Source organism: Aeromonas sp. R7-2, assembly GCF_040908105.1.
In the GTDB taxonomy this organism is placed as follows: Bacteria; Pseudomonadota; Gammaproteobacteria; order Enterobacterales; family Aeromonadaceae; genus Aeromonas; species Aeromonas caviae.
Genome location: NZ_JBFODC010000018.1, coordinates 34,171 through 48,610 on the forward strand (window position 1 = coordinate 34,171; position 14,440 = coordinate 48,610).

General features: G+C 62.4%; 11 protein-coding genes and 1 tRNA gene. 6 read left to right on the plus strand and 6 right to left on the minus strand.

The window, feature by feature from the left end; translation table 11 throughout:
- Nucleotides 1-146: 146 nt before the first annotated feature.
- From AB5Y47_RS04460 to uvrB, 3 genes are all read right to left on the minus strand, one after another.
- A complete protein-coding gene (locus AB5Y47_RS04460) occupies nt 147-809 on the minus strand; it encodes a DedA family protein (RefSeq protein WP_010674909.1) in 663 nt (220 codons plus the stop codon).
- Between the two features lie 147 nt (nt 810-956).
- Nucleotides 957-1,214, minus strand: coding sequence for a DUF1232 domain-containing protein (locus AB5Y47_RS04465; protein ID WP_010674910.1), 258 nt, complete (start codon nt 1,212-1,214; stop codon nt 957-959).
- The gene (uvrB, locus tag AB5Y47_RS04470; RefSeq protein WP_368219891.1) at nt 1,211-3,223 is read right to left on the minus strand and encodes an excinuclease ABC subunit UvrB; all 2,013 of its coding nucleotides are present in this window, start codon (nt 3,221-3,223) and stop codon (nt 1,211-1,213) included. Before uvrB ends, AB5Y47_RS04465 begins: the two co-directional genes overlap by 4 nt.
- A gap of 132 nt (nt 3,224-3,355) precedes the next feature.
- Between uvrB and AB5Y47_RS04475 the strand changes: the two genes are divergently transcribed.
- The 6 genes from AB5Y47_RS04475 to AB5Y47_RS04500 all read left to right on the plus strand — a co-directional run bounded on the left by AB5Y47_RS04475 (nt 3,356) and on the right by AB5Y47_RS04500 (nt 10,797).
- A tRNA-Asn gene (locus AB5Y47_RS04475) sits at nt 3,356-3,431 on the plus strand.
- Between the two features lie 771 nt (nt 3,432-4,202).
- Complete coding sequence (locus AB5Y47_RS04480) at nt 4,203-5,888, plus strand: aspartate:alanine antiporter (RefSeq protein ID WP_029314601.1); 1,686 nt, start codon at nt 4,203-4,205, stop codon at nt 5,886-5,888.
- A 178-nt stretch (nt 5,889-6,066) separates the two neighbouring features.
- Nucleotides 6,067-7,599, plus strand: a complete 1,533-nt coding sequence (locus AB5Y47_RS04485; protein WP_368219892.1) for a transporter substrate-binding domain-containing protein — start codon at nt 6,067-6,069, stop codon at nt 7,597-7,599.
- A gap of 174 nt (nt 7,600-7,773) precedes the next feature.
- Nucleotides 7,774-8,739 carry a tripartite tricarboxylate transporter substrate binding protein gene (locus AB5Y47_RS04490; RefSeq protein WP_010674916.1) on the plus strand — a complete coding sequence of 322 codons (966 nt, stop codon included), beginning with the start codon at nt 7,774-7,776 and terminating at the stop codon, nt 8,737-8,739.
- 57 nt (nt 8,740-8,796) lie between these two features.
- Complete coding sequence (locus AB5Y47_RS04495; RefSeq protein WP_005300329.1) at nt 8,797-9,258, plus strand: tripartite tricarboxylate transporter TctB family protein; 462 nt, start codon at nt 8,797-8,799, stop codon at nt 9,256-9,258.
- Nucleotides 9,259-9,267: 9 nt separating this feature from the next.
- On the plus strand, nt 9,268-10,797 hold the full coding sequence (locus tag AB5Y47_RS04500) for a tripartite tricarboxylate transporter permease (RefSeq protein WP_045524545.1): 1,530 nt from the start codon (nt 9,268-9,270) through the stop codon (nt 10,795-10,797).
- Nucleotides 10,798-10,934: 137 nt separating this feature from the next.
- Here AB5Y47_RS04500 and AB5Y47_RS04505 read toward each other — a convergent pair whose 3' ends face one another.
- Genes AB5Y47_RS04505 through AB5Y47_RS04515 form a run of 3 tightly spaced genes read right to left on the minus strand, consistent with a single transcriptional unit; the run spans nt 10,935 to nt 14,392 of the window.
- Complete coding sequence (locus AB5Y47_RS04505) at nt 10,935-11,600, minus strand: response regulator (protein ID WP_261999491.1); 666 nt, start codon at nt 11,598-11,600, stop codon at nt 10,935-10,937.
- Nucleotides 11,601-13,184 (minus strand): sensor histidine kinase, encoded by a 1,584-nt coding sequence (locus AB5Y47_RS04510; protein ID WP_010674919.1) that lies wholly within the window; start codon nt 13,182-13,184, stop codon nt 11,601-11,603.
- Nucleotides 13,181-14,392 carry an ROK family transcriptional regulator gene (locus tag AB5Y47_RS04515; RefSeq protein ID WP_029314606.1) on the minus strand — a complete coding sequence of 404 codons (1,212 nt, stop codon included), beginning with the start codon at nt 14,390-14,392 and terminating at the stop codon, nt 13,181-13,183. Before AB5Y47_RS04515 ends, AB5Y47_RS04510 begins: the two co-directional genes overlap by 4 nt.
- Nucleotides 14,393-14,440: the final 48 nt, after the last annotated feature.

Genomic DNA, 14,440 nt, shown 5'->3' on the forward strand with positions numbered 1-14,440 from the left:
GTTCTGCCAATGAAGTGGCTGCCTGCGGGTGTGCATCATCGTAACAGGCCACAAGCGGGTCAAAGGGCGCAGCGGCGACCTGCCACTCAGCCAACCAACAAGAAGGGAGCCATAGGCTCCCTTCTTTCATGTCGTGCACGGCGATGTCACGCGCCTTCGGAGGTAGCCTTGCTGGCACTTCTCCTGGCCTTCACCATGCCGATCACCATGGGCAACAAGGAGACCGCGATGATGCCGAAGATGAGCAGGGTAAAGTTGTGGCGCACTACCGGCAGATTGCCAAAGAAGTGGCCGGCATAGACGAAGGAGAGCACCCACAAGAGCCCCCCCACCAGGTTGAACGCCAGGAAGCGGGGATAGGTCATAGCCCCCATGCCCGCCACGAAGGGGGCGAAGGTCCGCACTATGGGCAGGAAACGGGTGATGATGATGGTCTTGCCGCCATGCTTGGCATAAAAAGCATGGGTCTTGACCAGATAGTCCCGGCGAAAGATTTTGGAATCGGGGTTGCGAAACAGCTGCTCACCGAAGAAGTGGCCTATGGTGTAGTTCACCACGTTGCCGAGCACCGCGGCGATGATCAGCACGGCGGCCAGGGTGTGCACGTCCAGTACGCTGCCCACTGTGAGGGCACCTGCCGCAAACAGCAGGGAGTCCCCCGGCAGGAAGGGGGTCACCACCAGCCCGGTCTCGCAGAAGATGATGAGAAACAGAATGGCGTATACCCAGACACCATAGTTCTCGAACAGCTCTTTCAGATGTACGTCAACGTGCAGAATAAAGTCGATGGCAAAGAGGATCAGATCCATTTTTTGGTACCCATGAAGTGAACGGCGTGGAGTCTACGCCAATGAGACCTGGCTCACAATCTCCCCATGGTCCCCTTTTTCGAACCCCATGAAGGGAGTCATTCAATCCCCCCTTCTTTTCCCCTTTCCCTGAACGTAGGGTTCTGCTCACTCGGCCTTGTCCAGAGCGGCCAGCACCTCGCCGGGCAGGCATTTCTCCCAGCCCCACAAGAGGAGCAGCAACAGGGTCGCGTCGTCGAGCCAGCCAAGGAGAGGCACCACATCGGGGACAACGTCCACCGGGCTGATGCCATAGAGCAGGATAAGGATCACCAGCCCCTTCGCCCACCAGGGTGTGCCTGGGTGGCGAAAGCCCTGATAGAGGCGGCGCAAACGCCGCCAGATGAGCCAGCGTCTGGCGCTCATGACGCGATCAGCTCGCCGTGCAGCCGCTGGATCTGATCCCGCAGCGCCGCCGCCTGTTCGAACTCCAGATCCCGCGCATGCTGGAACATCTGCTCTTCCATCCGCTTGATCTCCTTGCTGATCTCGCTGGCAGAGCGGGCATGGTACTCCCCTTGCGGTTCGGCAGCCTTGCGACTCCCCTTGCCGGCCTTGCCCGCCGTGCGGCTGCCCCCCATGTCCATCACATCGCCGATGGCCTTGTTGAGCCCCTTCGGCACGATGCCGTGTTCCAGGTTGTGGGCGTGTTGCAGGGCGCGGCGCCGCTCGGTCTCTTCAATCGCGACCTTCATGGAGTTGGTGATGGTATCGCCGTAGAGGATCACCTTGCCGTTGAGGTTTCGTGCCGCCCGGCCGATGGTCTGAATGAGGGAGCGGGTGGATCGCAGGAAGCCCTCTTTATCCGCATCCAGAATGGCCACCAGGGAGACTTCCGGCATGTCGAGGCCTTCGCGCAGCAGGTTGATGCCCACCAGCACATCGAACTTGCCAAGGCGCAGGTCGCGGATGATCTCCACCCGCTCCACGGTATCAATGTCCGAGTGCAGATAGCGCACCCGTACCTCGTGATCCGCCAGGTATTCGGTCAAGTCCTCCGCCATCCGCTTGGTCAGTGTCGTGACCAGCACCCGCTCCTCCACGGCGACCCGCTTGCGGATCTCGGAGAGCAGATCGTCCACCTGGGTGCTGACCGGCCGCACTTCCACCTCGGGATCGAGCAGGCCGGTGGGACGCACCACCTGCTGCACCACGTCACCGCCGGACTTTTCCAGCTCGTAGGGGCCCGGGGTCGCCGAGACGAACACCGTCTGGGGCATCAGCGCCTCGAACTCGTCGAACTTGAGGGGCCGGTTGTCCAGCGCCGAGGGAAGCCGGAAGCCGTACTCCACCAGGGTCTCCTTGCGGGATCTGTCCCCTTTGAACATGGCGCCGATCTGCGGCACCGTGACGTGGGATTCGTCGATGATGAGCAGGCCGTCCCCCGGCAGGTAGTCAAACAGGGTGGGCGGCGGCTCACCCGGCGCGCGACCGGAGAGGTAGCGGCTGTAGTTCTCGATACCGGAGCAGTAGCCCAGCTCCTGCATCATCTCCATGTCGAACTGGGTGCGCTGGCTGATGCGCTGCTCCTCCACCAGCTTGTTGAGGCTCATCAGCTGCTCACGCCGCCCCTTGAGCTCCTCCTTGATGTGATCGATGGCCCCCAGGATGGTTTCCCGCGGGGTGGCGTAGTGGGTCTTGGGGTAGATGGTGTAGCGCACCACCGTCTGCTCGATGGCACCGGTCAGGGGATCGAACAGGGAGAGGCGTTCTACCTCTTCATCAAACAGTTCCACCCGCAGGGCCAGCTTGTCAGACTCGGCGGGGTAAATGTCGATCACCTCCCCCCGCACCCGGAAGGTGCCGCGCTGGAAGGCCATGTCGTTGCGGGTGTACTGCAGTTCGGCGAGGCGGCGCAGGATATCCCGCTGATTGATCACGTCCCCCACTTTGAGGTGCAGCATCATGCTGAGGTAGGCCTGGGGATCCCCCAGACCATAGATGGCCGACACCGAGGCGACGATCACCACGTCACGCCGCTCCAGCAGCGCCTTGGTGGCTGACAGCCGCATCTGCTCGATGTGATCGTTGATGGAGGCATCCTTCTCGATGAAGGTGTCCGTGGTCGGCACATAGGCTTCGGGCTGGTAGTAGTCGTAATAAGAGACGAAATACTCCACCGCGTTGTCGGGGAAGAACTCCTTCATCTCCCCGTAAAGCTGAGCCGCCAGGGTCTTGTTGGGGGCCAGGATCATGGTGGGACGATTGAGGGTCGCGATGACGTTGGCCATGGTAAAGGTCTTGCCCGAACCGGTCACCCCGAGCAGGGTCTGGTGGGCCAGTCCCGACTCGATGCCATCAAGCAGCTGGGCGATGGCCCTCGGCTGATCCCCGGCGGGTTGAAACTGGCTGGCCAACTGGAATAACTTGCTCATGACGACTCCCGGCAAAAAACGGCAAGGGAGCAGTGTACCCCGAGTTGAAGGAGCTGGGTATCCGCTCACCCTCCCTGATGGCTATTGACCCCGAAATACGACCTCTGTATGATGCACCTCCTTGCCTGATGTTCCCCCGTAGTTCAGTCGGTAGAACGGCGGACTGTTAATCCGTATGTCACTGGTTCAAGTCCAGTCGGGGGAGCCAATTCCTCACCATCTCGGTGCAAGTTATCCACTTTAGTGCTTTCCTCTTCCAATTTTAATGCACAAGCCCTTCCCTGCGGCCTGACTCCCTTTTGATCTCCCGTTACTGACCAGCAGCGTTTTGTTCTGCTGCGCATAACTATTTGATTTTTATAGAAACAATTTATTGCAGGTATTTTTTGAACAGTCCTTGCAGCCCAGTATTGGCGCGGCTTTCAGCCTGATCGCCAAGTTTCATGAACAGGGTTATCCACAGTTTCTGTGGGTAACTTGACCAAAGCCACGGTTCATCTGGGCTGGCAGCCATTGTCCCCGGTTTGCGATGGCTGCCCCCGCTCTTCCCCATTTTCTGCTGTTTTTCCCTTCCCCCCTAAATGGGATGAATCGACTCGCGGTGCTGCCTGTGGGGGATTTTTTTTCGCTATGCCGCGTCCTGCGGGTCAGCCCTCGCCGGATGAGTCATGAGTCTCTTTTGTTACCCTTCAATTTCCTCAGTGGAAAATGCTGAAAAACATGCCCGTTTGCTCCCCATGCAGCAGGTAATAAATTGTCCACAGGAGCGTCATCCCCTCTCTGCTCGACAGCATATTTCACTCATTGACAGCGGGCCTTGCAGCGTAAAATAGAGGTGTTTTCCCCAGCCCCCCCTCGCATCCCTATCTTCACCGAAGAGACCAGCACTTAACTGGCTGTTAATCCGCTTTGGCGCTTCTTTCTTGATACAGGATCCGGCACAATATCGGCCCCACTTTTTTCCTCGGTTTTTCCGGGCATGACCATAGATTTCGTGACACTGCTACATCAAAGCGACTCACTGCTGCTGTTCGTGGTACTGGCCTTCGGGCTGCTGCTGGGCAAGGTACGCATCGGCAACTTCCAGATAGGCAACACCATAGGCGTGCTCTTCACCGCCCTGCTGTTTGGCCAGATGGGATTCCAGTTTTCCACCTCCACTGAAAACGTCGGCTTCATGCTGTTCATCTTCTGCGTGGGGATTGAAGCGGGGCCGCACTTTTTCAGCGTCTTCCTTCGCGACGGCATCCACTACATCACCCTGACCCTGGTGATCCTGCTGTCGGCCCTGCTGCTGACCGTGGGGCTCGCCAAGTTCTTCAATCTGGGGCCCGGCATGGCCGCCGGCATTCTGGCAGGTTCTCTCACCTCCACGCCGGCCCTGGTGGGGGCCCAGGACGCCCTGCGAAGCGGATTGCTCAACCTGCCCCACCAGACAGACATGCAGTCGGTGCTCGACAACATGGGGATAGGCTACGCCCTGACCTACCTGGTGGGCCTGGTGGGCCTGATGCTGGTGGTACGCTACCTTCCTTCCCTGGCCAGGCTGGATCTCAACACCGAGGCCCAGAAGATCGCCCGCGAGCGGGGGCTCTCCGACAGCGAGAGCCGCAAGACCTATCTGCCCATCATCCGCGCCTATCGGGTCGGCCCGGAGCTCGCCGCCTGGATCGGCGGTCGTACCCTGCGCGAAACCGGCATTTATCCCCACACAGGCTGCTATGTGGAGCGCATTCGCCGCAACGGCATTCTGGCCAGCCCCGATGGTGACGCCGTCATTCAGGAAGGGGACGAGATCGCCCTGGTGGGCTACCCCGAGAGCCACGAGAAGCTCGACGTCAACTACCGCAACGGCAAGGAGGTGTTCGATCGCAACCTCCTTGACCTGCAGATCGTCACCGAAGAGATCGTGGTGAAAAATGATGCCGTGGTGGGTCGCCATCTGGTGGAGCTCAACCTCACCGAGAAGGGATGCTTCCTCAACCGGGTGGTGCGCTCCCAGATAGAGATGCCGTTCGATCGCAACATCATGCTGCAAAAGGGCGACGTGCTGCAGATCAGCGGCGAGAAGCAGCGGGTCAAGCTGCTGGCCAACAAGATAGGCTTCATCAGCATCCACAGCCAGACCACGGATCTGGTGGCCTTCGCCACCTTCTTCGTGCTGGGCCTGCTCATCGGCTCCGTCTCCCTGGTGTTCGGCCAGATAGAGTTCGGCCTCGGCAATGCCGTCGGCCTGCTGCTGGCGGGGATCCTGATGGGCTACCTGCGTGCCAACCACCCCACGGTGGGCTATGTGCCACCAGGCGCCCTGCGCCTTGCCAAGGATCTCGGACTCGCCGTCTTCATGGTGAGTACCGGCCTCAAGGCGGGGGGCGGCATCCTTGATCACCTGAGCGAAGTGGGGATGGTGGTACTCTTCTCCGGCATGCTGGTGACCACCTTGCCAGTGCTGGTAGGCTACCTGTTCGGTGTCTGGGTGCTGAAAATGAACCCGGCCCTGCTGCTTGGTGCCATCACCGGGGCACGTACCTGCGCCCCGGCCATGGACGTGGTGAACGAGGCGGCCAACAGCTCCATCCCGGCGCTCGGCTACGCCGGCACCTATGCGGTGGCCAACGTCATGCTGACCCTGGCGGGCTCCTTCATCATCGGCTTCTGGTTCTAGCCGCAGAGTACCTGCCCGCCCATGAAAAAAGGGAGCCTCGAGGCTCCTTTTTTCATGGGCGGGCACTCCTGGATGGAATAGTGAAAATCGTGCTATGGGGACGGGTCTATCAAACCCAATAAGCTAAATCCTCTACAAGGTGCCACTTACACTCAATAAAACGAGCGAGGTGTAAGTGATGAAACGCGCATGGATGATTGTGATCTGGTGGTTCTGCTCCCTGACGCCAGCCTGGGGGGCCGAATCCGGCAAGCAGGTGGCCCCCGAGGCAGAGACGGAGAAAAGCGCCCTGAGCTTTGCAAACGACGAGCTTGCCAAACCCAGGCTGGGAGATCTCGACGTCATGCTGGAGCAGCGCACCATCCGGGTGCTCACCACCTACAACAAGACAGGATTTTTCATCACCAAGGGCGTGCAACGGGGGGCCACCTACGATGCCTTCATGCAGGTGGAAAAGCGCCTCAACGAACAGTTGCGCAAGCAAAAGGCGATCAAACGCCACCTCAAGGTGCACTTTGTCTTCATTCCCGTGGCCCGGGAAGCCCTGCTGAGCTCCCTTATCGAAGGCAAAGGCGACATCGCCGCCGCCAACCTCACCATCACGGACAAACGCAGGCAACAGGGTATCGCCTTCACCGATCCCCTGCTTGAAAACGTGCGGGAGCTGCTCGTCTCCGGACCCCTCTCCCCCAAGGTGGAAAACGCCGCCGATCTCGGGGGCCAGCGCGTCTTCGTGCGCCCCTCCTCCAGCTACTACGAGAGCCTGCTCGCCTACAACCAGGCTCGCAAGTCGGCGGGAGAGCCCCTCATCGACCTCCAACCCGCCTCGGAGGTGCTCGAAGATGAAGATCTGGTGGAGATGGTGAACGCAGGCCTGCTCCCCTTCATCGTCATGGACGAGCACAAGGCCCGCTTCTGGCAAAAGATTTTCCCCGGGATCACCATTCACGACACCCCCGTGTTCCGGGAAGGGGGCGTCATCGCCTGGGCGGTGCGCAAGGAGAGTCCCCAGTTGCTCGCCATGCTCAACGAGCAGATAAAGGCGCTGCGCGGCAAGGCGACGGGGGACGAGATCCTGGCCCGTTATCTCAAGCAGAACAAGTTCGTCAAAAGCGCCGCCGCCGAGGCGGAGCGCAAGAAATTCCTGCAGGTGGTCGAGCTGTTCCGTGAATATGGCGAGCGCTATGACATGGACTGGCTGCTGATGGCTGCCCAGGGCTACCAGGAGTCCGCCCTCAACCATCATGCCCGCAGCCATGTGGGCGCCATCGGCATCATGCAGATCATGCCCGCCACCGGCAAGGGGCTGAAGGTCGGCGACATACGCCAGCTCGAGCCCAATATTCACGGCGGCGTCAAATACATGCGCTGGATGATCGATCACTACTATGCGGACGAGCCCATGACCGCCCTCGACAAGGCCCTCTTCTCGTTCGCCTCCTACAATGCCGGCCCCGCCCGGGTGGCGCGGCTCCGCGCCGAGGCCAGAAAACGGGGGCTGGATCCCAACGTCTGGTTCCACAATGTCGAGTACGTGGCGGCGGAGAAAATCGGCCCCGAGACGGTCACCTATGTGGGCAACATCTACAAGTACTACATCGCCTACAAGCTGGTGATGGAGCAGGTGGCCCTGCGCCAGCAGGCGAGCGATGCCCTGAAACAGGAGGCGAAGGAGGACGTCAGCACATCGGCGGCGAAACCGACCCAGTGAGCCTTGCCGGACGAGGCGCTCACGAGCGCCTCGTTTCTATGCGCGCGCCCCTCTTCGGCCCATGACCAGAATGAACACAATGGTCACAACAGCCTTAATAGCCATTACGGTCAGATTGTTTTCCAGCCAGACATGATTAATTAACCTTCTTGCAACAATCACAAGGAGAGCACCATGTTGCAAGGAACCCTCAAACGCACCCTGATCGGTAGCCTGCTCGCACTGAGCGTCGGCGCCCACGCCCAGATCAACGAAGTCCACTTCCTGATCCCGGGCGGCGCTGGCGGCGGCTGGGATACCACGGCCCGCGGCACCGGTGAAGTGCTGGCCAAGTCCGGTCTGGTCAAGACCGTCTCCTACCAGAACATGTCCGCCGGTGGCGGCGCCAAGGCCATCGCCCACCTCATCGAGACCTCGGCCCAGTCCGACAAGACCCTGATGGTCAACTCCACCCCCATCATCGTCAAATCCCTCTCCAAGGAGCTGCCCCAGTCCTTCCGTGACCTGACGCCAGTGGCCGCCATCATCGCCGACTACCAGGCACTGGCGGTGAAAGCGGACTCCCCCTATCAGAACTGGGCCCAGCTGCTGGCAGCCTACGAGGAGAACCCGGCCAAGGTGAAGATCGCCGGGGGTTCCGCCCGTGGCAGCCTGGATCACCTGGTCGCCGCCCTGACCTTCAAGAACGCCGGGGCCGACGCCAGCAAGCTGCGCTACGTCGCCTACGATGCCGGTGGCAGCGCCATGGCCGCCGTGCTGGCCGGAGAGACCCAGGCCATCTCCACCGGCTTTGGCGAGGCAATGGAAGCGGTCAAGTCGGGCCAGATGCGGATCCTCGGGGTCACTTCCGACAAACGCCTGCCGGGGGCGGAGCAGATCCCCACCTTCAGCGAGCAGAACAACCCCACCGTCTTCGCCAACTGGCGCGGTTACTTCGCCTCCCCCACCATCAGCCCGGAGAAATCCGCCGAGTTTGCCGCCCTGCTCAAGCAGATGTACGACAAGCCGGAGTGGGAAGTGGTCCGCAGCCGCAACAGCTGGACCAACCTCTACCAGTCCGGTCCCGAGTTCACCGCCTTCCTTGACGGCCAGGAGCAGCAGATCGGCGGCCTGATGCGCGAGCTCGGCTTCATCAAGTAACCCTCGTTGTCACCTTGCAGGCGGGCGCAGGCCCGCCGCTCATGTTGGAGTCAAGAGATGAACATTACCAAGGAGCGACTGGGGGGCCTGCTGTTTCTGCTGCTCTCCCTCGCCTATGGCTACTACGCCACCGAGATACCGGGCTACCCCGGCGACGAATACGAACCCTTCACCGCCAGTACCCTGCCCTATGCCCTGGCCGGGATCGGGGCGCTGCTCTCCCTGCTGCTGGTGCTCTTCCCCGGGGGCGAGCCCCTGCGCCGGGAAGAGGGGGACTGGCGCCGGGTCTTCATCCTGCTCGGGCTCATGGTCATCTACGGACTGGGGCTCACCTGGTTTGGCTTCGTGCTCTCGACCATCGCCTTCCTGAGCGTGGGCATCCGGGTACTCGGTGAGCCCAGCCTGCGCTACGGCCTGATGATCAGCGTCCCCTTCTCCATCGGCTTCTGGGCCCTGCTCACCAAGGGGCTCAACGTCTATCTGGAGCCGGGTCGCCTGTTCACCCTGCTCGGTTTCTAAGGAGTCACCATGTTAGACGGAATCTTGCAAGGACTCGGCACCGCACTGCTGCCGGTCAACCTGATGATGGTGGTGCTTGGCTGCTTCATCGGCACCTTTATCGGCATGTTGCCGGGCCTTGGCCCGGTCACCGCCATCGCCCTGATGATCCCCATCACCTATGGCCTGGATCCGGCCTCCGGCATCATCTTGATGGCGGGGGTCTATTACGGCGCCATCTTCGGGGGCTCCACCTCCTCCATCCTGATCAACGCCCCCGGCTGCTCCGCCACCGTGGTCACCGCCTTCGACGGCTATCCCCTGGCCTGCAAGGGACAGGCGGGCAAGGCGCTGGCCATCGCCGCCTACGCCTCCTTCACCGGCGGCACCCTCTCCGCCATCATGCTGATGGTGGCGGCGCCCCTGCTCGCCAAGGTCTCCCTCTCCTTCCAGTCAGCGGATTACTTCGCCCTCATGGTGCTGGGCCTCTCCGCCGTGGCGGCCTTTGCCGGCAAGGGGCAGGTGCTCAAGGCGCTGATCATGGCGCTGTTCGGCATCATGATCTCCACCATCGGCATCGACCGCAGTGTCGGAGTAGACAGGTTTACCTTCGGCCTGCCGGACCTGCGTGACGGCTTCTCCTTCCTGCTGCTGGCCATGGCCACCTTTGCCCTCGCGGAGATCCTGATGGCGGTGCTGCGCCCCGGCAAGGACAACAGCGAGGAAGAGGCCAGGCAGATGCAGCAGCTCGGCAGCCTCAAGCTCAGCAAGGAAGAGGTCAGGGAAATCGCGCCCCCCATCGCCCGCTCCTCGGTGCTGGGCTTTCTCATCGGCGTGCTGCCGGGAGCCGGTGCCACCATCGCCGCCTTCATGGCCTATGGGGCCGAGCGCAACATCGCCGGCAAGCAGCGCCAGGAGCAGTTCGGCAAGGGCAGCCTGCGCGGCCTGGCCGCCCCGGAAGCGGCCAACAACGCCGCCTCCACCGGCTCCTTCGTGCCCCTGCTGACCCTGGGGATCCCGGGCTCCGGCACCACGGCCCTCATCCTGGGCGCCCTGGTGGCCTACGGCATCCAGCCGGGCCCGCGTCTGTTCATGGAGCATCCGGACGTCTTCTGGTCGGTGATCATCTCCATGTATCTGGGCAACGTGGTGCTGTTGATCCTGAACCTCCCCCTCATCCCCTACCTGGCCCGGGTACTGGCGGTGCCGCGCCCCGTGCTCATCCCCATGGTGCTGCTGTTCTCCCTGACCGGGGTCTATCTGGTCTCCTTCAACACCATGGACATCCATGTGATGGCCATCGTTGCACTGATCGCCATCGGCCTGCGCCTGCTCACCTTCCCCATGGCCCCCATGCTGCTCGGCTTTATCCTGGGGGGCATGCTGGAGGACAACCTGCGCCGGGCTCTGGTGATCAACGACGGCAGCCTGAGCTTCCTGTGGGAGCGCCCCATCACCCTCGCCTTCACGGTGATCACCCTGACCATGTTGCTGCTGCCCGTCTGGCAGTGGTGGCAGGCTCGCCGGGCCCCCAAGGGGGAGCCTGCCACCAGCCACTGAATCGATGAGCCTCTGCCACCTCTGAACCCTGACCATAACGCGCAGAGACCTTGATGCCCACGGGAAGCAAACCCTGATAAAAAGAGCGCCGAAAGGCGCTCTTTTCTTGTCTGGACAACAGGTTCCGGGCGACCGGATCACGGCTTGCGGTAACGCCGCTCCGGCCGCCCGACGGTGCCATATTCGAGCTCGGGGCTCGCCAGTCGCTGCCCCACCAGAAATTCCAGATAGCGGCGCGCCGTGGTCCGGCTCACCCCTATCCGGCTGCCTATCTCCTCGGCACTGGCGGCCTCCGGAGTCAGGGCCGTCAGCACCCGCTGCAGGGTGAGAGCATCGATGCCCTTGGGCAGTCCCTCTGCCGCCACCTGCTGCAACGGCGTACCGAACAGGGTGTCCACCGCCTGCTGGTCGATGTCGGCCAACGCCGCCAGGGCGGCGATGCTCTGACGGTACTTCTCCAGGGTGTCGCGCAGCCGCTCGAACACCACGGGCTTCAAGATGAAATCCACCACCCCGAGGCGCATCGCCTCCTGCAGGGCAGCGGCTTCCCGCGCAGCGGTGAGCAGGATCACATCCAGACTCGCCCCCGCCTGGCGCAGCTCTCTCAATAGCGAGAACCCCTCTCCATCGGGCAACCAGACATCCAGCAGCACCAGATCGGGCCGGAGGATCCCTATCTGCTCCCTGGCATCGAACAGGGTCAACGCCACCCCCAGCACCTCGAAACCGGCGAGGCGCTGCACGAAGCGGCGGTGGATCTCGGCAATGGCGGGATCATCCTCGACGATCAGGATCTTGATCACTCACACCTCCTTGGGAATGTAACAGACGACGCAACTTCCCTGCGTCGTGGCTTCGATGGTGATCTCCCCCTGCAGGGCATCCAGGGTCTTGCGCACCAGGGAGAGCCCGATACCGTGTCCTGGCTCGGGCTTGCTGCTGACCCCCTGTTCGAACAACCTGTCCGCCAACTGCGGGTCGATGCCGCCAGCCCCGTCTTCCACCTCCAGCACCAGATCCTGCCCCAGATCGCTCAGGGAAACCCGGATGGGCTGATAGGGCGCACCGTGGCGGCGGGTCGCCTCGAAGGCGTTGTCGATGAGGTTGCCCAGCACCGTTACCAGCTGGGAACCGCTGACACGGGCAGGAATGTCGTGCAGACGGGCATCGGGATCGATCACGAGCTCAAGACCGAGCTCGTGTGCCCTGTGGTATTTGCCGAGCAGCAACCCCGCCACCTTGGGTTTGGCGATGGCCCCCATCAGGAAGCCGAGCAGGGTCTGCTCCGTGGCCGCCTCCCGCCCGATGAAGGCGAGCGCCTCCCGGGTGGCACCGAGCTCAATGAGGCCGGCGATGGTCCCGAGCTGGTTGTTGTGCTCGTGGGTCTGCACCCGCAGCAGATCGCTGTAGGCCTGCACCTGGGAGAGCTGGGCACTGAGTTCCGCCAGCTCGTCCTTGCGCCGAAAACTCGACACGGCGCCGATCAGCTTGCCCTCGCGCACCAGCGGCAACCGGTTGACGATGAGGGACTGGCCGTTGAGCACTATCTCCTCGTCAAACTGGGGGGTCTGCTCTTGCAGGATGGAGAGCATGCGACTGCCCGGCAGCAGGTGACCGATGGGCTGGCCGATGGCGCTCCTGGCGGTGGTGTCGTCCAGGCGCAGCAGCTTGATGCCGTTGGGGTTCAGGGAGGTGAGGCGCCCTTGCTCGTCGATGGTGAGGATCCCCTCGCGCACCGTGCGCAGGGTACAGTCGAGCTCCGCATAGAGACGCCCCATCTGCTCGGGTTCAAAGCCGAAAATCGCCTTCTTGTAGCGTCGGGCCAGCCAGGCGGCGGCGACACTGTTGAGCAGCACGATGAGCAAGGTCATGGCCAGGCCGAAGCGCAAATAGTCCTGCAGATCCGCATCGATGTCCCGCACCAGATAGCCGACCGACACCACCCCGATGATCTTGCCCATCTCGTCACGGATGGGCCCCTTGCCGCGCACCGAGACCCCAAGGGACCCTTGGGCCCTGGAGATATAGGCTTCCCCCTGCAGGGCACGCTCGGGATCATCCCCCACCATGGGTTTGCCAATCCGGTCCGCATTGGGGTGTGCCAGGCGGGTGGCCTGCCTGTCCCCGATGACGATGTAGCTGGCCCCGACCTCGGTTCGGATCCGCTCCACCAGGGCATTGAGGCGCACCGTGTCCGCCCGCTTCACCCCGGCAATAATGCCGGACTCTCGCGCCACCAGCCGTGCCACGTCCAGGGCCTGATCCCCCACCTCCCGGTAGCGCTGCTCGGCGACATAGTAGTAGCTGGCCCCGCTCAGCAACACCAGTTGCAACAGACTGACCAGACAGAGAATGAGCAGGAAGCGTCCTTGCAACCCGAGCCTCATGCCTCCTTGTCGCCTCGCAACAAGTCGAGCAGCAGACTGCCATCGCGCAGGGCCTTGTGCACCTGCACCGAGGTGGGTTTGGTGGGATCTTCGTAGAAGTGGGTGGATTCAATCTGCAGGCGCACCAGGTACTCGGCGGGCAACTGGCTTGCCAGGGACTGGTGCAACATGGGGAAGAGCAGTCGATCGGCCCGGGTGATCTCCCCCCCAAGCAGCAGCTTGCCCGGATTGAGCAGGCAGATGAGGTTCGCCAGCACCCGGGAAAGGCGGCCTGCAGCCTGGTGCAGGATGTCCTGACACAGGCTGTTGCCGGCCAGCGCCAGCTCGCACAGCTCGCGGATGGTGACGCTTTCGGGCAGATCGAACTCCTGCATCCGTTCGCGCAGCTCCCGATATTGCGCCTCCAGCGCCTGATTGGTCACGAGGGTGCAGGCGCAGCCGAAGCCACCGCAGTAGCAGCGCTGGCCATAGGGTTCGAGCTGCAGGTGGCTGAGATCCCCGAGCAGAGCCGACTCGCTCTCGATGAGCTGGCCATTGACCACCATGCCGACCCCGATGTCGTTGTGCACGAACACCAGCACCGCATCCGAGCAGTTCCTGGCGGCGCCCCACTCCCGCTCGGCCTGGATCCAAGTGCGCACGTCGCCGCTCACCAGCACGGGTACCGAGAAGGCTTCCTGCAGGGTGGGACCGAGGGGCCAGTTGCGCAGATCGTAATAGGGAAAATGCTTGACCATGCCGGAGTGGCGCTCCACCTGGCCGGGCAGGCAGAGGGCGATGCAGGCCAGACGCAGCGCCTTCTTGGGCAAAAAGCCCTCGATGGCCCGCACCAGGCTTGCCAGCAGCTCGGCACGCTCCGCCTCGTTGAAGACATGGCGATGGCGTGCCAGGGAGTGACCCGCGAGATCGAACAGGGCCATGTCCACATAGCCGCGCCCCAGGCGCATGGAGAGAAACTGGAAGCGGCGCTCGTTGATGCGCAGCAGGGTCTGGCGACGGCCACGCCCCACCGAGCTCTCGCCGCAGGTGACCACCAGGCCGCCGTCCAGCAGCTCGCGGGTGATCTTGGTGATGCTGGCCGGCGACAGGCCGGTCAGACGGGACAGATCGGTACGGGACAGCTCCTTGTGCTCCTCCAGGCTGGCATAGACCAGGCCGTAGTTGAGCTGACGGATCAAATCGATACTGCCTTTCACGATCTCATTCATAGGGTTGGGGCTAACGAAAGGAACGAATGGCGCGATTTTCACACATTC